The following is a 26,144-nucleotide window of genomic DNA, read 5'->3' as shown; positions in this document are numbered from 1 at the left end:
TCATGCCCACGCTTCACTGGTCGCCAAGATCTCCATATGTGCGCAAGGCCATGGTTGCACTGCATGAAAAGGGGCTGGACGGCGCCGTGCAGACGGTTCGCACGGCCGCCGATCCCATGGTTCCACACGAGGGGCTGATGGAGATCAACCCGCTGTCCAAGATCCCGACGCTCGAGCGCGACGATGCTGAGCCTATCTGGGATTCGCGCGTCATATGCGAGTGGGCAGACATGACCGGCACCAGCGGCCCTGTGCTGTTTCCTGCCGATCCGCAGGCGCGCCTGATCGCCCTGCGCGACGAAGCGACCGGTTCCGGCATCCTCGACATTGCCCTGACACTGCTGATCGAAACGCGGATGCGCCCGGCGCAACAGCAGAGCGAACAGCTGATTGCCGCCAACCGGCGCAAGCTTTTCAGCGCGCTGGACTGGCTGGAAGCGAATGTCGATGCGATTGCCGGGCGTCCGTTCGATGTCGGCCATCTGAGCATCGGAGTGGCGCTTTGCTACCTGAACTTCCGTTTTGCGGACGACAACTGGCCGGCCTCCCGACCGCGTCTTGCGGCATGGCACGAAGGTTTTTGCCAGCGGCCTTCCGTCATTGCCACCGGGTTCCGGGACGACCCCCGGCCGGCTGCATAAACCGCCCCGTTGTTCTCAAGCGAAGCGAAATCCATGCCCACCAGCCAGTCTGATCAGTACCAGGATATCCGTGACGCCGTGCGCTCGCTGTGTGCGGAGTTTCCCGATGAATATCACCGCAGGGTCGATGAGGAACGCGCCTACCCGGAAGCGTTCGTGGATGCGCTGACTAAGGCTGGCTGGCTGGCCGCTCTCATCCCGGAAGAGTATGGCGGCTCGGGTCTCGGCCTGACCGAGGCGAGCGTCATCATGGAGGAGATCAACCGCTCCGGTGGCAACTCCGGTGCCTGCCATGGCCAGATGTACAATATGAATACGCTTGTTCGCCATGGCTCGGAGGAACAGCGTCAGCGTTATCTTCCGAAGATCGCGACGGGAGAGCTGCGTCTCCAGTCCATGGCGGTGACCGAACCCACCACCGGAACCGATACCACGCAGCTTAAAACCACTGCCGTCAGGAAGGACGGCAGATGGGTCGTCAACGGTCAGAAGGTCTGGATAAGCCGCGTCCAGCATTCCGATCTCATGATCCTTCTTGCCCGCACGACGCCCCTTGCCGACGTGAAGAAGAAGTCGGACGGCATGTCGATCTTCGTCGTCGACATCAGGGAAGCCATGAAGAAAGGCATGGAGGTGCGCCCCATTGCCAACATGGTCAATCATGAAACCAACGAGATCTTCTTCGACGAGCTGGAGCTTCCCGAGGAAAACCTGATCGGCGAGGAGGGAAAAGGGTTCCGCTATATTCTCACGGGCCTCAATGCAGAGCGCACGCTGATAGCCGCCGAGTGCATCGGCGACGGCTACTGGTTCACCGACAGGGTGACCGGCTATGTCAGCGAGCGCCGCGTTTTCGGGAGGGCCATCGGCCAGAACCAGGGCGTCCAGTTCCCCATTGCGGAGGCTTTCATCGAGGTCGAGGCGGCAAACCTGATGCGGTTCGAGGCGTGCCGGCTCTACGACAGCAATCAGGATTGCGGCGCGCAGGCCAACATGGCGAAATATCTGGCCGCCAAGGCAAGCTGGGAAGCGGCAAATGCCTGCCTGCAGTTCCACGGCGGCTTCGGCTTCGCCTGCGAATATGATGTGGAGCGCAAATTCCGCGAGACGCGGCTTTATCAGGTCGCGCCCATCTCCACCAATCTCATCCTCAGCTATGTGGCGGAACACGTTCTGGGCCTGCCCAGAAGCTTCTGAGCAGCCGAAGGAGGCGACATATGCAACTCGACATCGATCATCTCAAGGGCTGGATCGGCAGTGAGGAAGTCGCAGGCGAGATCCTGACCTCAGGTCTGGCTGAACGGTTCGAGGCCACGCTCGATGGTCAGGGTGACAGCGCAACCGGTGCAGCCGCCCCTGTCATGATCCACTATTGCCTGGGGCAGCTGGCTGCGCTCAGTTCCGCTCTTGGAGAGGATGGGCACCCGCCACGGGGCGGGTTCATGCCGCCGGTTCCGCTGCCGCGCCGCATGTGGGCCGCAAGCACGCTGGAGTTCACCGGCGATATCCGCATCGGCGATATGGTGGAGCGCCGCTCGCGCGTGACCGATGTCGAGGTCAAGCAGGGCCGGTCCGGCATATTATGCTTCGTCACGCTCGACCACGCCTATGTCAGCGGCGGTATTCCGGTGCTGAACGAGCGGCAGACAATCGTTTACAGGGACAATGCTGCGGCACCTTCCCCGCAGGCGCAGGCGCAGGCGATGGCTGCGGAGAAAGGGGAGCATGTGCGAACCGTTACGCCCACGCCGCCCCTGCTCTTCCGCTATTCGGCTCTCACCTTCAACGGTCATCGCATCCATTACGATCTGCCTTATGCGACGGGTGTCGAAGGCTATCCGGGGCTCGTCGTTCATGGTCCGCTACAGGCAACCCTGCTTGCGCGGTTTGCGCAGGAACTGGCCGGAAAGCGGCCGGCGCGGATCGGGGTGCGGGCCTTGTCGTCCCTCTACAGCACCGGCGACATGATGCTGAACGCCCGATGGGAGGGTGATGAAATGCTGCTGTGGACCTGTACCCCCGCAGGTCCGGTGGCGATGGAAGCCCGTGTCCAATGGTGACGGTCGGCGCCATCTGCGCGCCGCTGTTCGTTCCGGCCAGCCGGCCTGAACGCTATTCCAGGGCAGCCGGCAGTGGCGCCGATGCCATCATCCTCGACCTGGAAGATGCGGTGGCGCTGGCGGACAAGGATGCGGCGCGCAGCCTTATCAACCCGCATTTCACGCATATGCCGGTTCTCGTGCGCATCAATCCGGTCAACACGCAGTGGTTCGACGCCGATCTTTCAGCCGTGCGCGGCCATGGCTTTGCAGGTGTGATCCTGCCCAAGGCCGAGGATGCCGGCACGGTTGCGGAGATCGCGGCGGAGCTTGGCGCGACACCGCTGATCGCGCTGGTGGAAACGGCGCGGGGGCTGGCCGGAGCGCGCGCTGTCGCCGCCTGCGGGGTGGCGCGGCTGGCATTAGGTTCCGTGGATTTCTGCGCCGACATTGGCTGTGCCCACGAAGCGGAGGCGTTGCTTCCTGCGCGCTGCGAGCTGGTTCTGGCTTCCCGCCTTGCCGGGATCGCGCCGCCGCTTGACGGGGTGACGCTGCGCATAGACAGTCCGGAGCAGGCCCGCGATGATGCCCGCCATGCGCGCAAGCTTGGCATGTCGGGAAAGCTGTGCATTCACCCGCGGCAGACCGGCCCGGTCCGCGAAGCTTTCCTTCCGACCCCGGAAGAGACCGAATGGGCGCGCCGCGTGCTCGCCTCCGGCGACGGTGCTGCCGCGGTAGATGGTATGATGGTCGACGAACCGGTGCGCAGCCGCGCCCGCGCCATCCTCGCAGCCGCTTCTTGCTGAGGCTTCATCTGTCTTTCCGCATCCTTCCGTTCCCGCCAGCGTGAACTTCCGGAAGTTCATGCTGGCGGTTTTTTTTGGGCAGGTTCGTCCATCGCAGCCGCTCTGGCTTCGTGGCAGCCGTGAAGGTGTGGCTGCGTGAAAATTGCACGCTCTTGCGTGAATGTCGTCGGCCGTGGCCGGCTTAGCTTGCATGAACCGTGCATTGGCGGCCAAATCGGAATGGCACAGAACTAGCTTTATGGTTTGCAGACCAACTGATTGAGGCCTGCATGTCCAGTATCCGCATTATCTGTCCAAACGGTCATCTCGGCTTTGCGCCGATGATGACGGGAAGCTTCGAGCTTGGGGTTGCCGGCAAACCCGACTTCATTGCTGCCGACTCTGGGTCCGACGATATCGGTCCCGTTCCGCTCGGCCACGACGTTTGCGCGTCGCCGCGCGCATGGCAGGAGCACGACCTTGAACACATGCTGCTTGCTGCGCGCAAGCTTGGCGTGCCGATGCTGATCGGATCCGCGGGAGACACGGGTACCAACTCCCGGGTCGACATGTATGTCGAGATCATTCGCGGACTGGCCGGAAAGCACGACCTGCCGCCCTTCAGGCTCGGCTGGTTCTATTCCGAAGTCAGCAAGGAATATGTTCGCGGGAAGATTCGCTCCGGCTCCGCCGTGAAGGGGCTGGATGCCCGTTCCGACCTGACCGAATCCGAACTTGACGCGACGGACCGCATTGTTGCCATGGCCGGCGTTCATCCCTTCCTGAAGCTGTTGGAAGAGGGGTGCGACGTCATCATCGGCGGGCGTTGTTCCGACAGTGCGATCTTTGCTTCGGCGGCTCTGTTCAAGGGGCATGGTGAGGCGCAGGCCTACTATCTTGGCAAGGTGCTCGAATGCGCGTCTTTCTGCGCCGAACCTTATGGTGCGAAGGAAACCGTCGAAGGCACAATCGAGGGTGACAAGGTGCTCGTCACCGCCATGGCTCCCTATCAGCGCTGCACGGTGGCGTCGGTCGCCGGACATGCCATGTATGAACGCTCCAATCCCTTCCACGAATATGTGGCCGGTGGCCTTCTGGATATGACGGACTGTCGCTATGAGCAGGCTGACGATCGCACCACCAGCGTCTCGGGGATGAAGTTCGTTCCAGCCGAAGAATTCCGCGTCAAGCTGGAGGGCTCGGGCAAGGTGGGTGAGCGTTATGTGGGCATAGCAGGCATTCGCGATCCCTACACCATCGCCAACATCGACAAGGTGATTGAATGGGCGCGCGGCCAGACTGAAGCGCGTTTCGGCAAGGATGGCTGGGAACTGCACTACACGGTCTATGGCCGGGACGGCGTGATGGGACCCATGGAACCCAACCGGGACAAGCCGGCGCATGAACTTGCGATCATGGTGCAGGGCGTCGCCCCTACCAGGGAGATGGCGGAAGAGGTGACTGTGGCTGGAACGCGCCAGCTGTTCTACGCCCGTCTGCCCGAGGTCAAAGGCTCTGCCGGTGGCGTTTCCTTCCCGCTCGACGAGGTTTTGCAGGCAACGCCTGCCTATCGGTGGACACTCAACCACACCATGGCGGTTGATGACCCGCTGGAACTTTTCCCGACGCATTCCGCGATCATCGGCTGAGGCATCAAGATGAATACCAAGAGCAATACCGTCAAAAAGCTGACCGAGCTTGCCAAGACGATCCGGTCCAAAAATGCCGGCACGGACAAGATCACTTTTGACATCATCTTCCGCGAGAGTGAAACTTACGAACTGGTTAAGCGCGCGCAGGTGCTCACACGCAAGACTGTGGCGGATATCCTGAGCATCGATGAGGGCCGCATAACGGATTTCGTCGAGTATGATCCGGCCTATGCGATCAAGTTCACGATCCTCAGGCCGCGTCCCTCAGGATGTGCAGGCGATCCCGATATCTTCGGCTCGCAGCAATATGCGCCGTTCCTCGATGTCGAGGTCGACCTTACGGCCTGACCTGACATATCAGCCCGCATGACGCGCTGGCCCGCATGTCCCGGTAAGGGGTGCGGGCCTTTGCCATGCCGGTTTCCGTGTTGACAGGACGGCCTAACCTGCTTCGATGAAATGAGCTGTGGATTTGACGATATGGCATCACTTCAGTCAGGCCTCGCGCAGGTTCAGAAACGCAGGCTGGCGATGACGCCGGCAATGCGCGGCCAGATCGAACTGGTCACGCTGGATGCCTTCGCCCTCGAAGCGCACCTGATGCAGATTTTCGACGCGCGCCCGGATGTCGAGATGAGACCGTCGCAAGCCTATTGCATCGAGCGGCTGTTTCCCGCCCGCAAAGCCCTGCGGCCGGGCGAGGTGCCGGCAGGTAACGGGCTGGCCGGCGAAATGGCCGTCGCCCGCAACAATGGCTTGCAGGGCCATGTCTTCGAGCAGATCGGCCTGTTGTTTTCTTCTCGTGACGACAGGTCGCTTGCGCTGGATCTGGCAGGTCATCTGGCCCCGACCGGATGGCTTGAAACCGACGATGCAACTTTGCGCGCGCTTCTGCCATGGAAGACGAATGACCATTACGACCGCGTGCTGGCGCGCTTGCAGGAAATGGAGCCGGCCGGGCTGTTCGCGCGCAATCTCAGTGAATGTCTGATCTTGCAGGCGCGCGACCAGGAATTGCTGGACCCGGTCATGGAAGCCGTTCTGGAGAATCTGCCGTTGCTTGCCTCAGGAAGGGTGGATCGCATAGCCGCCATTGCAGGAACTTCCGCGGAAGAGGTGATGCGGCGGTTCAGGCAGATACGCGGTTTCGACCCGAAGCCCGGCCTGCGCTTTGGCGATGAGGCGCCGCTGCCGGAGCCCGATGTGATTCTGCGCAAGGTGAATGGCGCGTGGCGCGCGGCGCTCAATCCCCGTTTGCGTTGCGAATGGCGCAGCATCGACAAATCGGCCGAAGCCGAGATGTCTGCCCTGCGGGGTGTTGTTGCGTTCCGTGAAAGCACGCTTCTGCGGATTGCCGAATGGTTCTGCGCCAACCAGTCGGCGCTTCTGGAAGGCGGGCTTGTTGCACTCAGGCCGATGACGCGCCGTGCGCTGGCGCAGGAACTGGATTTGCACGAGACGACAGTGGGGCGTGCGTTGCGCCATCGCCTGATCCAGACACCCATGGCAATGTACAGCTTCGATGCCCTTTTCGGCCCGCCGCTTCAGGGGGTTTCGGGCACCCCGGAGGCCGGCCACGCTCCGCAAGCTGTAATGGCTCGCCTCAAGAACCTTATTTCTCACGAGGATTCGGAAAATCCGCTCAGTGATCGCGACCTCGCTGCCCGGCTGCGCCAGGATGGCATTGTGCTGGCCCGGCGCACCGTTGCCAAATATCGTGCGGCGCTGGGTATCGAGAGCGTCTCCGTGAGACAAAACGGCTGAAAGCATGTATCACTGTATGCGTGAAGTTTTACCATGCATGCGGGAAAATTTCACGCACGCACAGCTTTGATCGCTCCCAAAAACGGCCGCTTCAACGCAGTTTGGCGCTCTCGGGCGGCATTTTCGGATGTGGCATGGAACCGGCTTATCAATCTGGGCAGAGACCAATAACAGCCGAAAAAAATTCAAATTCAGGAAACGCTGCGGAGGGAGTGGCCCATGGGAACCTTTAAACATCTGATGCTGGCATCGATGATCGCGCTTGGGAGCGCAATTTCGCCGACATTTGCACAGGACCTTATTATCGGCTTTTCGAAGGAAGGCGAAACGCTTGATCCGGCCAATCACCGGAACCGCGAAACCGAAACGCTTTTGCGCAATGTCTATGAAGGCCTTCTCACGCGCGATGCCAGCATGAAGCTGGTGCCCGAAATCGCGGAAAGCTATGAGCAGGTTTCTCCTACCATTTACGACTTCAGGATACGCAAGGGAATCAGGTTTCACGACGGCAGCGATCTGACGGCAGAGGACGTACGCTTCACCTTCGAGCGGATTTTGAAGGAAGGCGCGATGGGTGATGGTCAGACATCGCCCCGACAAGGATTGTTGGGCCCGGTGACGGGCGTGGAACTGGTCGATGCCAATACGGTTCGTTTCAATCTTTCGGAACCCTGGCCAATCCTGCCGGCGATGTTGCCCAATCAGCAAATCGTCTCCAAGGCATTTGTAGAGAAGAACGGCACTGCGGGCATGGCAACGCAGGCAATGGGATCCGGGCCGTTCAGTCTGGGCGAATGGCGCCGGGGCGAGGCGCTGATCCTGAATCGTTTCGATGACTATTTCGGCGGTTCCCCTGAAGTGCCGCCGGTGGGGCGCGCTTGCGTGGACCGCGCCATTTTCCGCACTATCCCCGAAACCGCGTCCCGCGTTGCGGCCCTGCTTTCCGGTGACGTTCATATCATCAACGAGCTTCCCAATTCCTCGATCCGTCAGATCCAGGCCTCCGGCGTGGCCGATGTGGTGGAGGTGAACGGCACGCGCAGCTTCTTCCTTGCCATGAACATGCAGGGCGAAATCTTCGACGACATAAGGGTGCGCCAGGCTGCGGCGCATGCCGTCAACAAGGACCTTCTGATCGACAAGATCCTCGGCGGTTCGGCTGCACGCATCGAAGGCATCCTCTCGCCCGACGCGTTCGGCGCCAGTGAACTGCCGCAGGTCGGGTACGATGTCGAAAAGGCCAGGGCGTTGCTGGCGGAAGCCGGCTATCCGGACGGCATCGATATCACCCTGGATGCCGAAGGCGCCTATCGCGACATGGCGGAAGCTATAGCCTCGATGCTCACCCGCGCGGGGTTCCGCACATCCGTGGCGATCAGCGAAACAACCATGCTGACCCAGAAGTGGCGCACGGCTGGTGGCCCCAAGTCCGGCGACATGTGGCTTTCGAGCTGGGGCAACGGCTCGCTCGATCCGTTCGACATCTTCGCCCCGACGCATGCGACCAACGACCGCGGCAATTCGGCTGGATACTCCAATCCGGAGCTGGACAAGCTGCTGGCCGCGGCAGCCATCGAAATGGACGCCGGCAAGCGTGCCGAGATGTATCATCGGGCGGAAATGACGATCGTTGCAGACCAACCCTATGTCTATCTGTGGGTTCCGCGTGACATCTACGGCGTGTCGAAGCGCGTGGAGGGTTTCCATCCTTCCGCCGACAGCCGCATCCTGCTGCATGATGTCTGCCTGAAGTAGACAGCATGGCCCGGTCGTGCCGTTCCTGACGCGGAGCGGGGCGACCGGATCTGCCATTCACCCTTCCGATCCGTTCGATTTGCAGCCGAAAGCCCAGGATGAATCCTGCCAAGTTTTTCCAGCGCCTGCTTCAACTGGCGCCTGTGCTCCTCGGGGTCAGCTTCATTGCCTTCATGATGCTGGCGATGACCCCCGGAGATCCCGTCGCTCTCATCATCGGAGAGCACGCCGCTACACCGGAACAGATTGAAACGCTGCGCCGCGATCTGGGCCTCAACCAGCCGCTTCTGCAGCGCTTCGCTAGCTTCCTTGCCGATGCCGTGACCGGAAATTTCGGGACGAGTTTCTATCACCGCCGCCCCGTTGCGGAAGTCATTGGGGAACGGCTGCCGGCCACAATCGAGCTCAGCCTCGTGGCGCTGATCGTCGCGCTGGTCACGTCGATACCTCTGGGCGTTCTGGCGGCGATCAGGAAAAACACGATATTCGATCGCATTGCGACGCTGTTTTCGCTGGTTGGTGTTTCCATGCCGGGTTTCTGGCTGGGAATTCTGCTGATCATGATCTTTGCGGTGAACCTGCAGCTTTTCCCGGTCGCGGGCCGCATCGGGTTCTCTCATGAAGTGGACCCCATTACCGGCTTCATGCTGATCGACACGCTGCTGCACCGGAACTTCGCGGCCTTCGGGGAAACCCTGCGCTACATCGCCTTGCCGGCCGTGACCCTTGGGCTGCCGATGGCTGCGATACTTATGCGGGTTACGCGCACCTCAATGCTGGAGGTGCTGCAGCAGGATTATGTGACATTCGCAAATGCAAAGGGCTTGAAGCCACGTCGCATCTTCTTCCGCCATGCGCTCAAGAATGCGCTGATTCCGACAGTCTCGGTCGCGGCCATCGAGACCGGTTCGTTGCTAGGCGGAAACATGATCGTGGAGACGATCTTTGGCTGGCCCGGTCTTGGCCGGCTGGTGGTCGAAAGTATTTTCGTGCGGAACTATCCGCTCGTTCAGGCCGCGGTGCTGCTTTACGCGGTTACCTATGTGCTTCTGAACTTCATCGCGGACATTCTCTACACGCTGCTCAATCCGCGGGTGAAGCTATGACCGTGATTGCTTCTTCGACGGCAGGGGCCCCAGGGTTGCCGATCTGGCGCCAGAACCTCCGGGTCTTCTGCGCCAATAAATCGGCACTGTTTGCGAGTGCCGTTGTGGTGCTGTTCGTGGCGATGGCGATCATCGCACCGATCATCGCACCGCACGACCCCAATGATACGGATCTGTTCCGGCGGTTGCAGCCGCCGGTGTGGAAGGAAGGCGGCGACTGGGCCTATATTCTGGGTTGCGACGCGCTCGGACGCGATATTCTCTCTCGGCTGATCTATGGTTCGCGCATTTCCATCTTCATTGGCGCTGCGGTTGTTCTGTTCGCGACGGTCATCGGCATACTTGCCGGCCTCGCCGCAGGCTATCTGCGCGGCTGGGTCGATGTCGTCATCTCCCGCATCGTCGATATTCTGCTCGGGTTCCCCTATCTTATCTTCGCCATCGGCCTGATGGCGATGATGGGGCCGGGACTGGTCAACATCGTTCTGGCGCTTGTCTACAAGGAATGGGTCATTCCCTGTCGCGTGGTACGGGGCGAGACGCTGGCCGCGCGCGAGCAGGAATATGTCGAGGCGGCGCGTGCTGTCGGCGCTTCGTCCGGCCACATCATGTTGCGCGAAATTCTTCCCAACATCCTGTCTGCTGTCACCGTGATCTCCACCGTGCGCATGGCCAATGTGATCATCATGGAAGCTTCGCTGTCATTCCTTGGCCTCGGTGTGCAGCCGCCCACGGCAAGCTGGGGTGAAATGGTTGCGGGCGGGCGTGAATTTATCATGGAGGCCTGGTGGGTGTCGACCTTCCCCGGTCTCGCCATCCTGGCGCTGGTGCTTGCGATCAATGTGGCAAGCCAGGGGCTGCGCGACGCTTTCGATCCGAGGTTTGCCGAATGAAAAAGCGGGTGCTTCTTGAGGTAAACGCCCTGAAGACGACGTTCAGCACGCGTGCGGGGCCGGTCACCGCCGTCGACGGTGTGAGCCTCACTCTGAACGAAGGCGAATGTCTGGGCGTTGTCGGCGAAAGCGGCTCCGGTAAAAGCGTTACCTTCGCTTCGGTAATGGGGCTGGTTCGCGCCAACGGCCGGATTGAGGAAGGTGAAATCCGGTTCATGGGCCGGGATCTGCGGGCAATGTCGGCGGAGGAGCTGCGTCTCGTCCGTGGCCGTGAAATTGCAATGACCATGCAGGACGCGCTGACAGCCCTGAACCCTTCCTTGCGGATCGACGAGCAACTGGCCGAGATGATGGAAGCCCATCTGGACGACCTTCCGGTGTTTGGGCCCGCCCGCAAACGGGCGATCAGGGACCGCTCGGTCGAGATGCTGCGCCTTGTCGGCATTCCCTCGCCAGAGGCGCGCCTGCAGCAATATCCCCATGAGTTCTCCGGGGGGATGCGGCAGCGCATCATGATTGCCATTGCGCTGGCTTGCCGGCCGAAACTGCTGATCGCGGATGAGCCGACGACGGCGCTGGACGTAACGATTCAGGCGCAGGTTCTGGACCTCATAAGTGACCTGCGGCGTGAACTTGGCATGAGCGTCGTGTTCATCACCCACGATCTGGGCATTGTTGCCGAGCACTGCGACCGGGTGATGGTGATGTATGCCGGGCAGGTGGTGGAAGAAGGCGAGACCTCTGAAATCATCGAACAATGCCGCCATCCTTATACACGCGCGCTGCTGGCTTCGATCCCGCGGCCTGAACTGCGCGGACAGTCCCTGAACCCGATTCCGGGCAATGTTCCGGACCTGCGTGACGTGACCAATGAATGCCGGTTCCGCTCGCGTTGCGCCTATGCGGTGCCCGCCTGCTCCCGGCCGGTCATGATGCGGGAAATCGCTCCCGGTCGCAAAACACGCTGCATCCGTGATGGAGAGCTGGCATGAGCCTGTTGACGGTTGAAAACCTGACCAAGACTTTCAGTCTGCCGCAGGGGCTGCTGGCAAGGCTGAGCCGTCGACGGTTCGGTGGTGTCCATGCCGTCAATGGCGTCGATATGAAGATTGAGCGCGGTGAGGTTCTCGGGCTCATCGGGGAATCCGGCTGTGGCAAGTCCACGCTTGGCCGCGCGGTGCTGCGCCTGCATGAACCCACGTCCGGCAAGGTTCATTTCGACGGGGTCGATGTGACTTCCCTTGCGCCCGCTGCGCTGAAGAAGATGCGCGCGCGCATGCAGATCATCTTTCAGGACCCCTATGCCAGCCTGAACCCGCGCAAGACCGTCGCGCAGATCATCGGCCTGCCGCTGGTGCTGCAGGGGCTGGCTTCTTCCCATGACGCCGCCCGGCAGGCGGTGGAGGAAATTGCAGAGCGTTCCGGCCTGAAGCGCAATCAGCTCGATCGGTATCCGCATCAGTTTTCCGGTGGCCAGCGCCAGCGCATCGGCATTGCGCGCGCGTTGATCGCACGGCCGGATTTCATCGTCTGCGATGAGCCTGTTTCGGCGCTCGATGTGTCCATTCAGGCGCAGATCATTTCCCTGCTCACAGAGCTGAAACGGGATCTCGGGCTGACTTATCTGTTCATTTCCCACGATATTTCGGTCGTCGGATATCTCGCCGACCGGATCGCGGTAATGTACCTCGGCAGGATTGTGGAGGAGGGCCCCGCCGAACGCATCCTCGGCTGCGCGGCGCATCCCTACACCCGCATTCTGATGTCGGCGGTGCCGCATGTCGCCCGATCCGCGCGTCAAAAGCGCATCAGGCTTTCGGGCGATCTGCCGTCGCCCCTCAATCCGCCTTCGGGGTGCGCTTTCCACACACGTTGCCCCTTGGCCACCGATATTTGCAGGACGCATCTTCCCGAACGCCAGGATCTGGGGGAGGGTCACGCCGTGCGTTGCCACCATTCTGATAAGGCTTTGACGCTATGACACCGGATCGGTTTTTTGAAAGGGGACGGCTGCAGTCCCGCCATCCCCGTGCCGCTTTTGCGCGGGAATCCTTCCTTGCCCGCATTGCCCGTCTCAGAGGGCTGGGCCTGGAAAACGCCCATACCACGGCGTTTCTGCGCAGCCAGATGGAGTTTCACCGGACAATTGCGCCACTTCAGATGCTGGAACTGGACGGAATTGCCGACGGGTTCGCGCTTGATCTGGACGATATCTGGCTGCATCTGCATGCAGGCACGCTGACCGATTTGCAGAACAACGCCACGCTCGACGACGGTTGCAGCGCTCTTGCCGCCAACAGCCCGGCCGATGGTCCCTATGTTATCAAGAACCGGGATCTGGGCGGACCTGTGGAACTGGTTCAGATTGCGCAAATTCATGCCGACGGCGCTACCGGCGGGATGGTGGTGCTGGGCAGTCTGATCGCGCCATCCGCCTATTCAAGCGGGATGAACCGGGCAGGGCTGGCTCTGGCAGATACCCATGTGCCGGTTCGCCATCATCGTGTCGGCTGGCTGCGTTATCTGCTGATGGGACATCTGTTGGACAGTTGCAGCGATCTGGCGCAGACGCTGGCTGAAATCCGCAACCATCCCCATTGTGGCGGGGGCACGCTCGAAATCATTGACAAAACCGGTGCGGCGGCGGCGATCGAGCTTGCGTCGACCGGGCCGGTCATCGAAACCGGACGTCTGTCACATGCGCGCAGCAACCACTATCTGCGGCCTGAAACCGCGGAGCAATCCATCAGCTTTTCCAAGCCTGAAGCTCTCCTCAACAGCCGCGGGCGCATCAATCAGCTTGTGCGCATGACGCATAACGGCGCCCTCGCTCCGGACATAAAGAGCGCGCGTGCAACGATGTCTTCGCATGGTGGCCCGGGCGAGGAGGGCTTGTGCCAGCACAGATCATCGGTGACCTTGTCTTGCGCCGTCTATTCGGTAAGGGAACTGACGCTGGAGTGGACAGACGGTTCGCCCTGCTGCACGCCCTGGCAGAAGCTGCAATTGTGAGGATGACCGGAGCTTGGCAGTCTACAGCGAGGATCTGATCGGCAATCATCCGGGCCTCGGCAATTTGCGCCGGCTGATAGAGCGTGTCGCGGCAAGTGCGGTGCGCACGGTGCTGATCTATGGCGAGACCGGAACGGGCAAGGGGCTGGTTGCCCGCATGATCCATCGCCACTCCGCGCGAGCCGCAGAGCAGTTCATGGACATCAACTGCGCGGCCATTCCCGCCAGCCTGCTGGAATCGGAGCTTTTCGGCCATGAGAAGGGGGCTTTTACCGGCGCTGTCGAGCGCAAGGTTGGACTGATCGAAGCGGCCAATCGCGGTACCGTCTTTCTGGACGAAATTCGCGAGATGGATCTGACGCTCCAGACCAAGCTGCTGACGCTTCTGGATACGCAGAGTTTTCGCCGGGTCGGCGCGGTCAAGCCGACCACCGTTGATGTGCGCTTCATCGCGACGACAAACAAAATCCTGTTGACGGAAGTCAACAACGGCACCTTTCGCGAAGACCTGTATTACCGGCTGCAGGTCGTGGCGCTGAACATCCCCGCATTGCGTGAAAGAGGGCCGGACATATTGAGCCTTGCCCAGCATTTCATCGACAAGTTCAGCCGCATCCATGGTCGCAAGGTCACCGGCATGTCGCCGGCGGTGCGCAACATATTCCTGGCTTATGACTGGCCCGGCAATGTGCGCGAGCTGGAAAATCTGATCGAGCGTATTCTCATTCTGGAAGACGATGAGGAAATCCTGCCGGAACACCTGCCGGACCGGATTCATCGCAAAGTCAGAGGCGATAAATACCAGGGCGAGGCTGTTTCGGCTTTCCAGATCGACGGCGGGTTCCACGATCTGACAGCCGCATACCAGAAGCGACTGATCGAAGCGGCGTTGCTGCAAACCGGCGGCAACCTTCAAAACTGTGCTTCACTGCTGCGCCTGTCACGCCATGCCTTGCGCCACCAGATGTCGAAGCTGGGCTTTCCCCGGTAGAGCTGGCCTGTCGCCTCCTCCCTGGTCCGAGGTTCAGAACTCGTTGACCAGAGCCGGAAGATGACGGCAGCGGAGATGCATATGCTTGAGAAGAATATGCGCGTCGGTCGCAGCGTGTCGCAATCCGCCTCCCATTGCGCATCCGACATGCAGCCTGGCCGGGCTTGAGATATTCTCCAGATCGTTGACGTTGCGGAGATTCCCGAACGGGTTATCAAGAATCGAACTGACCTTCGTTCGACGTTTCGGAGGCGTCTGGACTTTCACCAGTTTTCTGCCTTGCCCAATATCCACGATACAGGAGCATTGCTGCATGGGCGGTCGCACGACAAGCCAAGTTGACAACGCCCCGCCGGGCTGGCTTAACCAATGCAAGGGGAACTGTCCGCCTGATGCCGAAGACGGCACGCGCGGCATATGAAGGATCCGACTTGCGCGTGAGCGATGAGAATCCGGGAGAAGGCGGGGCTTGAGCGCGGCGAAGACGTCTCATCCGCGAACGCGCATACAGGCCAAGAGGCGCGCCAGGATACTTGAAGCGGCGCTCGACGTCTTTTCGACGCATGGCTTTCGCGGGGCGACCATCGACCAGATCGCCGAGGCGGCGGACATGTCGAAGCCAAATCTTCTTTACTATTTCCGCAGCAAGGAAGCCATCCATCAGGAGCTGATCCAGCGGCTGCTGGACGACTGGCTGCAACCGTTGCGCGATCTCGACCCCGCCGGCGATCCGCTGGCGGAGTTGCGGGCCTATATAAGGCGCAAGATCGAGATGTCGCGCGACTTTCCCCGTGAAGGCCGCCTGTTCACGAACGAGATCCTGCAGGGTGCGCCGCATACGCTGGGCATGTTGCAGGATGTGCTGAAGCCGCTTGTCGATGAAAAGGTGCAGGTGATCGAAAGCTGGATGAGAGCCGGCCATATCGTGCGCACCGACCCCTATCATCTGATCTTCTCGCTGTGGGCGACCACCCAGCACTATGCGGATTTCGACGTGCAGGTGCGGGCCGTGCTTGGGCCAGAGCGCGATGGAGACGGACGCTTCGAGGATGCGGCGCGTTTTCTCGAGCAGCTCTATCTCAACGGGCTGGCTCCGCGGTAGACCAGAAATTAGCCGGCCGCGCAGGTGGCTCCCTGCGCGGCCGGTTTCGCCGTTCCGTGCAGTTCAGACGCCGATCGGCATATGCTCGGGCGAGCGGTTGACGGCGCGCGGTGCGGTCAGTTCCTTCCATGTCGACAGAGCCCTGTTGACGGCCTGGAACGGCTCGCGCCTGACGAACTTGCCGCGACCGGGCCGCGGCGTGGCCACGCCATCGCCCCAGACGATCTCGCCGCGCGAAAGCGTGTAACGCGGCAGTCCGGATACCTGCATGCCCTCGAAGACATTGTAGTCGATGATCGACTTCTGGGTCGCGGCCGAGATTGTCTTGCCCGCTTTCGGGTCCCACACCACGAGGTCGGCGTCGGCGCCGGGTACGATGGCGCCCTTGCGTGGATAGATGTTGAGGATTTTCGCGATGTTCGTGGAAGTTACGGCCACGAACTCGTTCGGCGTCAGCCGGCCTGTTTCGACGCCTCTGGTCCACAGCACGGACAGGCGATCTTCGACCCCGCCCGTGCCGTTGGGAATCCTGGTGAAGTCGTTGAGGCCAAGGCGCTTCTGTTCCATGGTGAAGGCGGCGTGGTCGGTGGCGACGGTATGCAGCGAGCCCGACTGGAGGCCCGCCCACAGCGACGCCTGATGGCGGGCGTCGCGGAAGGGCGGGGACATGACGCGCTGCGCCGCATGGGCCCAGTCCGGGTTGGCATATTCGCATTCATCCAGCGTCAGGTGCTGGATCAGCGGTTCGCCATAGACGCGGATGCCCTTGTGCTGGGCGCGGCGGATGGCTTCATGCGCCTGCTCGCAGGAAACATGCACGATGTAGACCGGAACGCCGGCAGCGTCGGCGATGGTTATGGCGCGGTTGACCGCCTCGCCCTCGACATCCGGCGGCCGCGAATAGGCATGCGCTTCGGGGCCGCTGAGGCCGGAGCTCATCAGCTTTTGCTGCATGGCTGCAACAAGGTCGCCGTTCTCGGCATGGACGAAGGGGATTGCGCCGAGCGCCGCGCAGCGCTGGAACGAGGCGAACATCTCGTCGTCGTTGACCATGAGCGCGCCCTTGTAGGCCATGAAGTGCTTGAACGTGTTCACGCCGCGCCCGACGACGGTTTCCATCTCGTCGAAGATCGTCTTCGACCAGCCGGTGATCGAGACGTGGAAGGAATAGTCGCTGCAAGCCTGACGCGCCGCGCGCTCCTCCCACTGGTCGAGCGCGACAAGCAGCCCGTCTTCGCCGGGGATGACGAAATCCACCACCATGGTCGTTCCGCCGGAGACGGCAGCGTAAGTTCCGCTTTCCCAGGTCTCGGCCGTGGTGGTGCCCATGAACGGCATCTCGAAGTGGGTGTGCGGATCGATACCGCCTGGAATGATCAGTGCGCCTTCGGCATCGATCACCTGATCGCCCCGCAGGTCCGGTCCGATTGCGGCGATGGTCTCGCCTTCGATCAGCACATCTGCCTCGTAGCTGCGATCGGCGGCGACGACAGTGCCGCCCCTGATTACCTTCGACATTGCTTGAACCTTTCATTTCGATGCGTGTGACGGAGCACGGTATTTGAGCCGGGTCCAACGGGACATGAGAGCGTCTGGCCGGTGTGTCGCGCAGGGCGGCCCGGATTGGGGGAGCCGCCCGGCGCTGCCTGTCAGTCCGTGGTCACGGTACCGAGCGCGCGGCTCTTGCCGGTGCTAAGCTGGCAATAGATGATCGCCGACAGCGCGACGCCGACAGGCCAGGAGAACGGCGTCCATTCGCTGATGGCCGGGATGACCGACATGCCGATGGCTATGACGCCTGAGATGACGAGCGCAATGATGGCGTTCGTGTTGTAGCCGCCATTGTAGTAGTACTTGCCGCCAGGCGTGTCGTCGAACAGGGCGTCGGAATCGATCTGCTGGCGCTTGATGATGTAGTAGTCCGCCATCACGATGCCGTAGAGCGGTCCCATCAGGGCGCCGACGCTGCCGATGAAGTGATTGACGATGACCGGGCTGGAGAACAGGTTCCACGGCGTCACGATCACCGAGAGGATGGCCACGACGACGCCCGCCTTGCGGAAGGTGAAGTGACGCGGCCACACATTGATGATGTCGTAGACCGGCGCGACGAAGTTCATGATGATGTTGATGCCGGCCGTGGCGGTGCCGATGGCGATGATGGCGACCAGCAGTATGGCGATGCTGTCGATGTCCTTCATGAGCGCGATCGGATCGTGGATCGCCTCGCCATAGACCTTCACCGAAGCCAGCGCGATGACGATGGAGATGGCGCCGAAGGCTGTGGCGTTCAGCAGCAGGCCCCAGGCATTGCCGCGTCGCACCGAGGCTTCGTCGGGTGCGTTGCGGGTGAAGTCGGCGAAGTTCAGGGTCGGGCCGGCGAGATAGGCGACCACGATGAACATGGCGGAAGCCATGCCGAAAAAGCCGCTGTTATGCTCCACGGTGCGATAGCTGAAATCGACCGACCAGCCGGCACGGGCGAGCACCCATATGGCGAGCGCAATCATCGCGATCCAGATGGCGGGACCCGCGAAGTCGGAGAGGCGGCGCACCGCTTCCATGCCGCGCGACAGGACGATGAGCTGTGCGAACGAAAGGATAAGGAAGCAGATCCAGCCCAGGCTCGACAGACCAAGAATCGAATCCTGCGTCAAGGATTCGGTCGAGGGGAAGACCTTGATGACCAGCAGCATCATTGCGGCCGAGGCGAGATAGGTCTGGATGCCGTACCATGCCACGGCCACGATGGCGCGCAGGATTGCGGGAATATTGGCGCCGTAGACGCCGAAGCTGGCGCGCGCGAAGACCGGGAACGGCACCTTGACGCGCTGTCCGGCCACGCCGCTCATGTTGTTGGTGAAGTATAGGATGATGATGCCAGCCGTGAATGCGGCGATCATCTGAAATCCGCTCAGGCCCAGTGCGAAGAGGCCGACCGCCATGGTGTAGCCTCCAAGGCTGTGCCAGCCCGACATCCACCAGGCGAACAGGTTCCATGTCTTCCATGTGCCGGTCGCCGTTTCCGGCGACAGCTCGACGTTGAAGAGTCGAGACGATTCATTTGCATGCTTATGCATTAAGCTCCTCCCAGAATGGTTGTGTTGATGTCGCGTCCTGCCCCGGCACCTCCAACGCCGCGCAGGGCGCTCCGATGTTCAGCTATCGGTGACGACAGGCTCCCTTGCGATGCCGAGACGGGTCAGTCCGTGTGTCGTGGGGTATGGGGCGCGGTCGATGAGAAATGCAGATGACTGCGCGGTGAGCGCCTTGCCGGTCACATCGGGAACTGCACGCCGACACGTCATGTCGAATATTCTCCCATATGTCTGCCATCGGGGATTCCGGGCCGGATTCTGATGTCCGGTTGAGCGGGTCTCCAATGCCTGATGCCGAAGTCGAGATTTGCGACGGACTCAACCATGGCATCAAAAAAATGACGAAACTTCAAAAGGTTGCCTTGGCCCGGCATGTCCCGGCTGACGTTTCGCAATCACCCACTTGACATTTTTTTATCATACAGTCAAATTTTGATCAGACGATAAAAAATGGGAGGAGGAACCCATGAAGCAGGCACTCGCCGCAGGTGCAGGCTTGCCAGGGAGGAGGGGCGGGACCGATGTCCGCGCTGCCTTCGAACAGGGCATTTTTCTGCACGATTTTCTTTCCGCGACCTTCTGACGGCCGGCGCCATGATGACGGTCGACGACGTCTACGCGGCGGATCGCGTAAGCGGTGCCGGGCTTGCGCTGTTGCGCCAGCGGGCTTGCGAGATCCGCGACCGGCACTGGGGACGGGAGATCACCTACTCCCGCAAGGTGTTCATCCCCCTCACCAACATGTGCCGCAACACCTGCGGCTACTGTGTCTTCGTCAAGCATCCGGGCGACCCGGCGGCGAACTACCTGACGCCTGACGAGGTGCTCGACATTGCCCGCCGCGGCGAACGCCTCGGCTGCAAGGAAGCGCTGTTTTCGCTGGGCGAGCGCCCCGAGCGTCGCTACCCTGAGGCCGTGGCCATTCTGAAGGAGCTCGGCTACGCCACCACCGTCGACTACCTCGTCGATGCCTGCCGTCTGGTTCTGGAGCACACTTCGCTGATCCCGCATGTCAATGCGGGCACGCTGACAGAGGCCGAGGTGGAGCGGCTCGGCGGGGTCTCGGCCTCGATGGGCATGATGCTGGAAAATGTCAGCAAGCGCCTGTCGAAACCCGGCATGCCGCATCATGCCTGCCCAGACAAGGCGCCGGTATTGCGCCTGCGCACCATCGAAGCGGCAGGACGTCTTGGCGTTCCCTTCACAACCGGTATCCTGATCGGCATCGGCGAGACATGGGCCGAGCGCATCGACAGCCTCATCGCCATCAACGACATCCATCTGCGTCACGGCAATGTGCAGGAGGTGATCGTCCAGAACTTCCGCGCCAAGCCCGGCACGGCCATGGCAGAATGGATGGAACCATCCCGCCACGAAATGCTGAAGACGCTGGCTGCGGCCCGCATCGTGCTCGATCCGTCGATCAGCCTCCAGGCCCCGCCCAATCTCGACGGGGAATTCGAGGACTACATCGAATCCGGCATCAACGACTGGGGTGGCATCTCGCCCCTGACGAAGGACCACATCAATCCCGAGCGGGCATGGCCGGCGCTGGGCGAGCTTTCGCGCCGCACCGCCGCCAAGGGCTATCGCCTAGCCGAAAGGCTGACCGTCTATCCCCGCTATCTGGCCGGGTGCCGGGAAGCGCTGGTCGGTCCGCTGTCCCGTCTTGCCCGCGCCGACGGTCTGGCGCGCGAACAATTCACGAGCTGAGCCATGAGCATCGACCTCGAAGTCATGAAGCAGTTGGAAAATCGCCCCGATGAAGTTCTGACGCGGGCCTCTTCAACGGTCCGCGCCATTCTGGAACGGGCACTGGCAGGCGGCGAAATCTCCCGCGAGGCAGGTGAAGTCCTGTTCAATACCGAGGGTGCGGACCTTTCCGCCGTGCTGAAGGCAGCCGATACGGTGCGTCGCGAGCGGGTGGGCGACAGGGTGACCTTCGTTACCGTGCGCAACATCAACTTCACCAATGTCTGCTACATGGCCTGCCAGTTCTGCAATTTCGGCGTGCGCAAGGAGGCCGGCAGCGCCGAGTTGCTGACGCCCGAACAGGTGGCGACGCGCGCCGAGGAAGCCTGGAACCGGGGCGGCACTGAAGTCTGCATCCAGGGCGGCCTGCATCCCGACATTCCGGGCGACTACTATGTGCAGTTGCTGCGTGCGGTGAAAAAGCGCGTGCCGAAGATGCACGTCCATGCCTTCTCGCCGTTCGAGATCTGGTACGGGGTGCGCAAGAGCCGCATGCCGCTCGACGATTTCCTCGCCATGCTGCGCGACGAGGGGCTGGGGTCCATGCCGGGCACCGCAGCCGAGATTCTCGACACCGAAATCCGCCTGCAGCTTACCCGCAACAAGCTCTCCGCCGACGAGTGGGAAAAGATCATCCGCGCCGCGCACCGGCAGAAAATCCCGACCACCTCGACCATCATGTACGGCCATATCGACGGGCCGTCGCACTGGGCCGCCCATATCGACCGCCTGCGCTCGATCCAGAAGGATACCGGCGGGTTCACCGAGCTGGTTCCGCTTGGGTTCATCCACGAAAACACCCGCCTTTACCGCAATGTGCCGGGCGTGCGGCCGGGCCCGTCCATGACCGAGAACCTGAAGATGCACGCCGTGGCGCGCATCATGCTTCAGGGCTACATCGACAACATCCAGGCATCGTGGGTGAAGCTCGGGCCGGAAATGGCGCAGACCATGCTGGCCTGCGGCGTCAACGATCTTGGCGGCACGCTCATGAACGAGAGCATCTCGCGAGCGGCCGGCGCAAAGCACGGGCAGGAAATCACGCCGCTGGAGATGGTGCGCATCATCCGCGCCGCCGGCCGCATTCCCGTGCAGCGCAACACGCTCTACCAGACGCTGGAAGATTTCACCGATCACGATCCTCCCGAGATCGAGCCATTGGTCGAGCGTGCCTGCGGCGCAAGTCCGGTCGCGTTCCTCACGCAGACCGAGCTTCAGCAGGCGGCGAGGAGCTAGCACATGGAGCCTGCGCTTAAAAAAGTGGTCCTGCTGGCCGGTGGCGTCGGTGGCGCACGCATGGCGGAAGGGTTGATGCGCGCCTTGCCGGACCGGGCGCTCACCGTGATCGTCAATGTCGGCGACGACGACACCTTCTATGGCCTGCTGGTCTGTCCGGACATCGACACCATTCTCTATACGCTCTCCGACCGTATCGACCGGGGGCAGGGGTGGGGCGTCGCCAACGATACGGTGAACGGCCTCAATGTCCTGCGCGATCTTGGCGCGCCGGTATGGATGAAGCTCGGAGACGCGGATTTCGGCCTGCACATCTGGCGCAACTGGCGCATGTCGCAGGGTGCGTCGCTGAGCGAGGTGACGGAAGAATGCGCCAGCCGTTTCGGCATCACGGCCCGGATCCTGCCGGCGACGGACGATCCCGTTCGCACCAGGCTGATGACGGAGAAGGGCCTGCTCGATTTCCAGAACTGGTTCGTCGGCGAGCGCTGCCAGCCGGCCGTGCGCGAAATCCGCTACGCCGGCGCGGAAGAGGCTTCCGCCAGCCCGCAGGCCCTTGCCGCCATCAGCGATGCGGACCTCATTGTCTTCGCCCCGTCCAATCCGCTGCTGTCGCTGGAGCCGCTCCTGTCGGTGAAGGCGCTGCGCGAGGCGGTCGCTGCAAGCCATGCGCCCCGCATAGGCGTATCGCCGCTGATCGGCGGCAAGGCGGTGAAAGGCCCGCTCGACAAGCTGCTTGCCGATCTCGGCCAGCCCGGCGGCGCTGCCGGCGTTGCCGCCCGTTACAAGGGCCTGATCGACGGTTTTCTGGTCGACAGCGGCGACTTCAACGACATCGTTGCGATCGAGGCCGGGGGAATCAAGGTCCATGCCACAGACATATTGATGCGCGATCCGCCTGGCGCGGAACGGCTCGCCCGGGAGCTTGTCGGTTTCGCTCCAACGCTCGGAACGCGGGCATGACGGTCGCCATCGCCATACTGATGAAGGACCCGGCCGAGGCGAAGACGCGTCTCAAACCCACGCTTGGCAACGATGCGCGTGAAACGCTGGCGCTGCTGCTATTCGAAAACACGCTGGGCTTCTTTTGCCGCTTCTATGGCGACAATCCGCTGGCAGTGATCACGCCGTCGGAGCGCGTGGCCGAGATCGCGCACGCTCATGATGCAACTGCGCTCGGCCAGAATGGAAAGGCCGGTATCAACGGGGCAGCGGCGCGTGCCGCCGAATGGGCCGGCTCCATCGGTGCCGAAAGGCTTCTCGTCATCCATGCCGATATTCCGACGCTTGAGGCAGCGGAGATTGCCAGCCTCATCGAGGCCGGAAATGACGCGGCGGTCGTCATTGCCGAATCCCATGATGGCGGCACCAATGCCATCCTGCTCTCGCCGCCCGATGCGATCCCGTTCAGCTTCGGACCGCGCTCGGCGGATGCCCACGAAACAGCGGCAAGGGGTGCGGGCAGGGACTGCACGCGGCTCACCCTTCCAAATCTGTGCCGCGACATCGACACGCCGCGCGATCTCCTCTCGGCCTCCACCTCAGGCAGCTTTCGCAGGCAGGGGGTGAGCCTGTTCGCCGTGGCCGGCATTCCGGAGATCGGGGCTGGCGACGACCTGTCAGCGGCGATCGCGCAGGCGCTGTCGGACATGGGCGGCGAGCTGATGCCGCGCGACATCGTGATCGTTGCGCAGAAGATCGTCTCCAAGAGCGAAGCGCGCATGTTTCCGCTCGACGCCTTCGTGCCTTCGCAGCGCGCCATCGAGATCGCGGCAGAGATCGGCAAGGACGCACGCAAGGTCGAGGCGATCCTGTCGGAATCCTCCGACATCATCCGCACCAGGCGGCAGGAGCCGGACGGGCTTCTGATCACCCGCCACCGTCAGGGGTGGATCTGCGCCAATGCCGGCATCGACCAGTCCAATCTGGGCGAGGGCAGGGACGACATGCTGCTGCTTCTCCCCGAGGATCCCGATGCCAGCGCCGCCCGCATCAGGGCGGGGCTGGAAGAGCGCTATGGCGGGCCGGTCGGCGTCGTCATCACCGATACGTTCGGCAGGCCATGGCGTCACGGTTTGGTCAATGTCGCCATCGGGGTGGCCGGCGTGCCCGCAGTCGTCGACTGGACCGTGCGCGCCGACGCCTACGGGCGTGGCCTCAAGGCGACCCTGCCGGCCTTCGCCGACGAACTCGCAGCCGCCTCCGGCCTGCTCATGCAGAAGGATGCCGGTCTTCCCGTGGTGATCGTGCGCGGACTGCCGTGGAGCGACACGCCCTTGGCCAGCGCCGGCGACTTTCTTCGACCGCTTTCACAGGAGCTTTTTCTATGACCATTGCAATTCTCGGAGGAACCGGCCCGCAGGGGCAGGGTCTGGCGCTCAGGTTTGCGCGCAGCGGCGTGGCCGTGGCGCTGGGTTCGCGCGATGCCGAACGCGCGCGCGCCATCGCCGAAGAACTCAACGCGAAACTGACCGAAGCAGGGGAAAAGTTCACGCCCATTACCGGAGCGGACAATGTGAACGCCGCGCAGTCTGCCGCACGCATGGTGATGCTGGCCGTGCCCTTCGCCGCGCATGACGCCACGCTCGAGGAAGTGCGCGCAGCCCTAGACGGCAAGATCCTCGTCGATGTCGTGGTGCCGCTGGAGCAGGGCAATCCGCGCGGCTATGGCCCGCCCCCGGAAGGCTCGGCGACCGAGGCAGCCCAGACGCTGCTGGGCGATGGTGTGAAGGTGGTAGGCGCTCTGCACAACGTTTCCGCGCACTCGCTGAACGATCTGCCGACGCCGATCAACTGTGACGTTTTCGTCTGCGGCGACGATCTCGCCGCCAAGGAGGAAGTGCAGGCGCTGATCGAGAGCATCGGCGTGCAGACATACGATGCCGGTCCCGCCAAAAGCGCGCGCTGCGTCGAGGCCATCACGCCTTTGCTGATCCGCCTCAACATCTCGAAGAAGGTCCCCTTCTCCCATGCGGGCATCCGCATCTGGGCGCCCGGACACTGACGGGCGCGCCACCCAACACCAAGGGGTTTGCAGCGCGGCGCCCGGTCAAGTCCGCGTCGTTATAAAATGGAGGAAAGAATGGAATTCGGAATTACGTTCAAGGGCTTCGTCGAACCGGACCGTGCCCGCTATCTGGTTCGTGCGGCCGAATATGCCGGCTTCAGCCATTGCTGGTTCTACGACTCGCACATCCTGTGGCGCGAGTGCTATCCGGCCATCGCCATGTGCATGGAGCACACGCGCGACATGCATTTCGGTCCGCTGGTGACCAACCCGGATGTACGCGACTGGTCGGTGGCCGGCTCGCTGTTCGCCTCGCTCAACAAGCAGAGCAACGGCCGTTTCGAAATCGCGGTCGGGCGCGGCGACTCCTCGCGCCGGGTGATGGGCAAGAAGCCTGCGCCGCTGTCGCGCGTCACCGAGTTCGTGCAGAAGATGAAAGCCATGGTGCGCGGCGAGGAGGTCACCTATCCGGAATGTCCGGAACCGGTGAAACTCCCCTGGGCGGTGGGTCACGAAATGCCTGCCTGGATCGGCGCATATGGCCCGCTGGCGCTCAAGGCGGCCGGTGAAGCCGCTGACGGCGTGGTGTTGCAGATCGCCGAGCCCAGCCTGTGCAAGTGGTTCACCGACCAGTGCATCGAAGCCGGCAACGCGGCCGGGCGCGACATGTCCAGATTCCGCTCGATGGCTGCCGCTCCCGCCTATTTCGGACCGATGGACAAAGCCATCGAGGCGACCAAATGGTTCCCGGCCATGGTCGGCAACCACGTTGCTGATATCGTGGAGAAGTACGGCTCCGATTCCGGTATCGTGCCGAAAAGCCTGACCAGCTACATCGAGAAGCGCCGCGGCTACGATTATTCCAAGCACGGCCAGAGCGACAATCCGTATCTGGACTTCATCACGCCTGACATTGTCGAGAGCTTCTGCGTGCTCGGCGAGCCGGAGCAGCACATTGCCAAGATCAAGGAGCTGGAGGCTGCCGGCGTGACGCAGTTCAACATCTATCTGGACAGCGGCGAGGAAGAAGAGATCATCGCGCGCTACGGCCGCGAGGTCATTCCCGCTTTTGCCAAAAACTGATCCGGCCGGAAACGAGCCGTGATCCGGTGCAGGCGACCGAAACCGGTCGCCTGCATCGTCCCGACCAGAAGCCCGGCGACAAGTCCACAGGCGCCTGTTTACGAAATGCATCGAAAGGAACATGTCATGTCCACCTCCGGCGAGAATCTTCGCATTGATCCGGACCGTTTGTGGGGTTCGCTGATGGAGATGGCGCGTGTTGGACCCGGCGTTGCGGGAGGCAACAAC

The 26,144-nt window shown here is 62.1% G+C and carries 25 protein-coding genes; 21 read left to right on the top strand and 4 right to left on the bottom strand.

What is annotated here, in order from left to right; genetic code table 11:
* Positions 1-2: 2 nt before the first annotated feature.
* The 14 genes from DES43_RS18255 to DES43_RS18190 all read left to right on the top strand — a co-directional run bounded on the left by DES43_RS18255 (position 3) and on the right by DES43_RS18190 (position 14,638).
* On the top strand, positions 3-641 hold the full coding sequence (locus tag DES43_RS18255; protein ID WP_035032176.1) for a glutathione S-transferase N-terminal domain-containing protein: 639 nt from the start codon (positions 3-5) through the stop codon (positions 639-641).
* A 33-nt stretch (positions 642-674) separates the two neighbouring features.
* Entirely contained in the window at positions 675-1,838 is a 1,164-nt protein-coding gene (locus DES43_RS18250) for an acyl-CoA dehydrogenase family protein (protein WP_035032172.1), read from the top strand.
* 20 nt (positions 1,839-1,858) lie between these two features.
* Positions 1,859-2,701, top strand: coding sequence for an HTD2 family dehydratase (locus DES43_RS18245; protein WP_035032170.1), 843 nt, complete (start codon positions 1,859-1,861; stop codon positions 2,699-2,701).
* Positions 2,695-3,486, top strand: a complete 792-nt coding sequence (locus tag DES43_RS18240; protein ID WP_035032168.1) for an HpcH/HpaI aldolase/citrate lyase family protein — start codon at positions 2,695-2,697, stop codon at positions 3,484-3,486. The genes DES43_RS18245 and DES43_RS18240 overlap by 7 nt, the downstream gene beginning before the upstream one ends.
* Before the next feature lie 269 nt (positions 3,487-3,755).
* Entirely contained in the window at positions 3,756-5,114 is a 1,359-nt protein-coding gene (locus tag DES43_RS18235; RefSeq protein WP_035032166.1) for an acyclic terpene utilization AtuA family protein, read from the top strand.
* A 9-nt stretch (positions 5,115-5,123) separates the two neighbouring features.
* Entirely contained in the window at positions 5,124-5,465 is a 342-nt protein-coding gene (locus tag DES43_RS18230; protein ID WP_035032164.1) for a DUF4387 domain-containing protein, read from the top strand.
* A 132-nt stretch (positions 5,466-5,597) separates the two neighbouring features.
* Complete coding sequence (locus DES43_RS18225; protein WP_051520804.1) at positions 5,598-6,881, top strand: RNA polymerase factor sigma-54; 1,284 nt, start codon at positions 5,598-5,600, stop codon at positions 6,879-6,881.
* Between the two features lie 219 nt (positions 6,882-7,100).
* Positions 7,101-8,636 carry an ABC transporter substrate-binding protein gene (locus DES43_RS18220; protein WP_035032161.1) on the top strand — a complete coding sequence of 512 codons (1,536 nt, stop codon included), beginning with the start codon at positions 7,101-7,103 and terminating at the stop codon, positions 8,634-8,636.
* Between the two features lie 98 nt (positions 8,637-8,734).
* The gene (locus tag DES43_RS18215) at positions 8,735-9,742 is read left to right on the top strand and encodes an ABC transporter permease (RefSeq protein WP_035032158.1); all 1,008 of its coding nucleotides are present in this window, start codon (positions 8,735-8,737) and stop codon (positions 9,740-9,742) included.
* A gap of 35 nt (positions 9,743-9,777) precedes the next feature.
* Positions 9,778-10,635 carry an ABC transporter permease gene (locus tag DES43_RS18210; protein WP_245514599.1) on the top strand — a complete coding sequence of 286 codons (858 nt, stop codon included), beginning with the start codon at positions 9,778-9,780 and terminating at the stop codon, positions 10,633-10,635.
* A complete protein-coding gene (locus DES43_RS18205) occupies positions 10,530-11,627 on the top strand; it encodes an ABC transporter ATP-binding protein (protein ID WP_342585405.1) in 1,098 nt (365 codons plus the stop codon). Before DES43_RS18210 ends, DES43_RS18205 begins: the two co-directional genes overlap by 106 nt.
* A complete protein-coding gene (locus DES43_RS18200) occupies positions 11,624-12,616 on the top strand; it encodes an ABC transporter ATP-binding protein (RefSeq protein ID WP_035032153.1) in 993 nt (330 codons plus the stop codon). The genes DES43_RS18205 and DES43_RS18200 overlap by 4 nt, the downstream gene beginning before the upstream one ends.
* Positions 12,613-13,647, top strand: a complete 1,035-nt coding sequence (locus tag DES43_RS18195; RefSeq protein ID WP_035032149.1) for a C45 family autoproteolytic acyltransferase/hydrolase — start codon at positions 12,613-12,615, stop codon at positions 13,645-13,647. The genes DES43_RS18200 and DES43_RS18195 overlap by 4 nt, the downstream gene beginning before the upstream one ends.
* Before the next feature lie 13 nt (positions 13,648-13,660).
* Entirely contained in the window at positions 13,661-14,638 is a 978-nt protein-coding gene (locus DES43_RS18190) for a sigma-54 interaction domain-containing protein (RefSeq protein WP_035032145.1), read from the top strand.
* 33 nt (positions 14,639-14,671) lie between these two features.
* On the opposite strand, the gene DES43_RS18185 is transcribed toward DES43_RS18190, so the two are convergent.
* Positions 14,672-15,055 (bottom strand): hypothetical protein, encoded by a 384-nt coding sequence (locus DES43_RS18185; RefSeq protein WP_133675902.1) that lies wholly within the window; start codon positions 15,053-15,055, stop codon positions 14,672-14,674.
* Positions 15,056-15,107: 52 nt separating this feature from the next.
* On the opposite strand from DES43_RS18185, the gene DES43_RS18180 reads away from it, so the two are divergent.
* A complete protein-coding gene (locus DES43_RS18180; protein WP_035032142.1) occupies positions 15,108-15,740 on the top strand; it encodes a TetR family transcriptional regulator C-terminal domain-containing protein in 633 nt (210 codons plus the stop codon).
* 63 nt (positions 15,741-15,803) lie between these two features.
* Here DES43_RS18180 and hydA read toward each other — a convergent pair whose 3' ends face one another.
* The 3 genes from hydA to DES43_RS22485 form a co-directional block, all read right to left on the bottom strand.
* Positions 15,804-17,258 (bottom strand): dihydropyrimidinase, encoded by a 1,455-nt coding sequence (hydA, locus tag DES43_RS18175; protein ID WP_035032140.1) that lies wholly within the window; start codon positions 17,256-17,258, stop codon positions 15,804-15,806.
* A 131-nt stretch (positions 17,259-17,389) separates the two neighbouring features.
* Entirely contained in the window at positions 17,390-18,820 is a 1,431-nt protein-coding gene (locus DES43_RS18170) for an NCS1 family nucleobase:cation symporter-1 (protein WP_035032137.1), read from the bottom strand.
* Positions 18,821-18,898: 78 nt separating this feature from the next.
* Entirely contained in the window at positions 18,899-19,048 is a 150-nt protein-coding gene (locus DES43_RS22485) for a hypothetical protein (RefSeq protein WP_156953535.1), read from the bottom strand.
* Between the two features lie 384 nt (positions 19,049-19,432).
* Here DES43_RS22485 and cofG point away from each other — a divergent pair, with 384 nt between their 5' ends.
* The 6 genes from cofG to DES43_RS18140 all read left to right on the top strand — a co-directional run bounded on the left by cofG (position 19,433) and on the right by DES43_RS18140 (position 25,916).
* Positions 19,433-20,551: a 7,8-didemethyl-8-hydroxy-5-deazariboflavin synthase CofG gene (gene cofG / locus DES43_RS18165; protein WP_035032134.1), complete on the top strand. Its 1,119-nt coding sequence runs from the start codon at positions 19,433-19,435 to the stop codon at positions 20,549-20,551.
* Positions 20,552-20,554: 3 nt separating this feature from the next.
* Positions 20,555-21,826 (top strand): 5-amino-6-(D-ribitylamino)uracil--L-tyrosine 4-hydroxyphenyl transferase CofH, encoded by a 1,272-nt coding sequence (gene cofH, locus DES43_RS18160; RefSeq protein WP_051520802.1) that lies wholly within the window; start codon positions 20,555-20,557, stop codon positions 21,824-21,826.
* A gap of 3 nt (positions 21,827-21,829) precedes the next feature.
* Entirely contained in the window at positions 21,830-22,789 is a 960-nt protein-coding gene (gene cofD, locus DES43_RS18155) for a 2-phospho-L-lactate transferase (RefSeq protein WP_035032131.1), read from the top strand.
* On the top strand, positions 22,786-24,156 hold the full coding sequence (cofE, locus tag DES43_RS22765; protein ID WP_198027570.1) for a coenzyme F420-0:L-glutamate ligase: 1,371 nt from the start codon (positions 22,786-22,788) through the stop codon (positions 24,154-24,156). The genes cofD and cofE overlap by 4 nt, the downstream gene beginning before the upstream one ends.
* Positions 24,153-24,830 carry an NADPH-dependent F420 reductase gene (gene npdG / locus DES43_RS18145; protein ID WP_035032127.1) on the top strand — a complete coding sequence of 226 codons (678 nt, stop codon included), beginning with the start codon at positions 24,153-24,155 and terminating at the stop codon, positions 24,828-24,830. Before cofE ends, npdG begins: the two co-directional genes overlap by 4 nt.
* 78 nt (positions 24,831-24,908) lie before the next feature.
* Positions 24,909-25,916, top strand: a complete 1,008-nt coding sequence (locus tag DES43_RS18140) for a TIGR03842 family LLM class F420-dependent oxidoreductase (RefSeq protein WP_035032124.1) — start codon at positions 24,909-24,911, stop codon at positions 25,914-25,916.
* Positions 25,917-26,144 lie beyond the last annotated feature (228 nt).

The sequence above is a fragment of the Aquamicrobium defluvii genome (genome assembly GCF_004363725.1).
Taxonomy (GTDB): Bacteria; Pseudomonadota; Alphaproteobacteria; order Rhizobiales; family Rhizobiaceae; genus Mesorhizobium; species Mesorhizobium defluvii.
This window is presented reverse-complemented; position numbering and strand designations above follow the sequence as displayed.

Excerpts from the sequence above, each read along its gene's own strand:
- DES43_RS18255 (WP_035032176.1), top strand. The coding sequence starts at position 3 with ATGCCCACGCTTCACTGGTCGCCAAGATCTCCATATGTGCGCAAGGCC.
- DES43_RS18250 (WP_035032172.1), top strand. The coding sequence starts at position 675 with ATGCCCACCAGCCAGTCTGATCAGTACCAGGATATCCGTGACGCCGTG.
- DES43_RS18245 (WP_035032170.1), top strand. The coding sequence starts at position 1,859 with ATGCAACTCGACATCGATCATCTCAAGGGCTGGATCGGCAGTGAGGAA.
- DES43_RS18240 (WP_035032168.1), top strand. The coding sequence starts at position 2,695 with ATGGTGACGGTCGGCGCCATCTGCGCGCCGCTGTTCGTTCCGGCCAGC.
- DES43_RS18235 (WP_035032166.1), top strand. The coding sequence starts at position 3,756 with ATGTCCAGTATCCGCATTATCTGTCCAAACGGTCATCTCGGCTTTGCG.
- DES43_RS18230 (WP_035032164.1), top strand. The coding sequence starts at position 5,124 with ATGAATACCAAGAGCAATACCGTCAAAAAGCTGACCGAGCTTGCCAAG.
- DES43_RS18225 (WP_051520804.1), top strand. The coding sequence starts at position 5,598 with ATGGCATCACTTCAGTCAGGCCTCGCGCAGGTTCAGAAACGCAGGCTG.
- DES43_RS18220 (WP_035032161.1), top strand. The coding sequence starts at position 7,101 with ATGGGAACCTTTAAACATCTGATGCTGGCATCGATGATCGCGCTTGGG.
- DES43_RS18215 (WP_035032158.1), top strand. The coding sequence starts at position 8,735 with ATGAATCCTGCCAAGTTTTTCCAGCGCCTGCTTCAACTGGCGCCTGTG.
- DES43_RS18200 (WP_035032153.1), top strand. The coding sequence starts at position 11,624 with ATGAGCCTGTTGACGGTTGAAAACCTGACCAAGACTTTCAGTCTGCCG.
- DES43_RS18195 (WP_035032149.1), top strand. The coding sequence starts at position 12,613 with ATGACACCGGATCGGTTTTTTGAAAGGGGACGGCTGCAGTCCCGCCAT.
- DES43_RS18185 (WP_133675902.1), bottom strand. The coding sequence starts at position 15,055 with ATGCCGCGCGTGCCGTCTTCGGCATCAGGCGGACAGTTCCCCTTGCAT.
- hydA (WP_035032140.1), bottom strand. The coding sequence starts at position 17,258 with ATGTCGAAGGTAATCAGGGGCGGCACTGTCGTCGCCGCCGATCGCAGC.
- DES43_RS18170 (WP_035032137.1), bottom strand. The coding sequence starts at position 18,820 with ATGCATAAGCATGCAAATGAATCGTCTCGACTCTTCAACGTCGAGCTG.
- DES43_RS22485 (WP_156953535.1), bottom strand. The coding sequence starts at position 19,048 with ATGACGTGTCGGCGTGCAGTTCCCGATGTGACCGGCAAGGCGCTCACC.
- cofG (WP_035032134.1), top strand. The coding sequence starts at position 19,433 with ATGATGACGGTCGACGACGTCTACGCGGCGGATCGCGTAAGCGGTGCC.
- cofH (WP_051520802.1), top strand. The coding sequence starts at position 20,555 with ATGAGCATCGACCTCGAAGTCATGAAGCAGTTGGAAAATCGCCCCGAT.
- cofD (WP_035032131.1), top strand. The coding sequence starts at position 21,830 with ATGGAGCCTGCGCTTAAAAAAGTGGTCCTGCTGGCCGGTGGCGTCGGT.
- cofE (WP_198027570.1), top strand. The coding sequence starts at position 22,786 with ATGACGGTCGCCATCGCCATACTGATGAAGGACCCGGCCGAGGCGAAG.
- npdG (WP_035032127.1), top strand. The coding sequence starts at position 24,153 with ATGACCATTGCAATTCTCGGAGGAACCGGCCCGCAGGGGCAGGGTCTG.
- DES43_RS18140 (WP_035032124.1), top strand. The coding sequence starts at position 24,909 with ATGGAATTCGGAATTACGTTCAAGGGCTTCGTCGAACCGGACCGTGCC.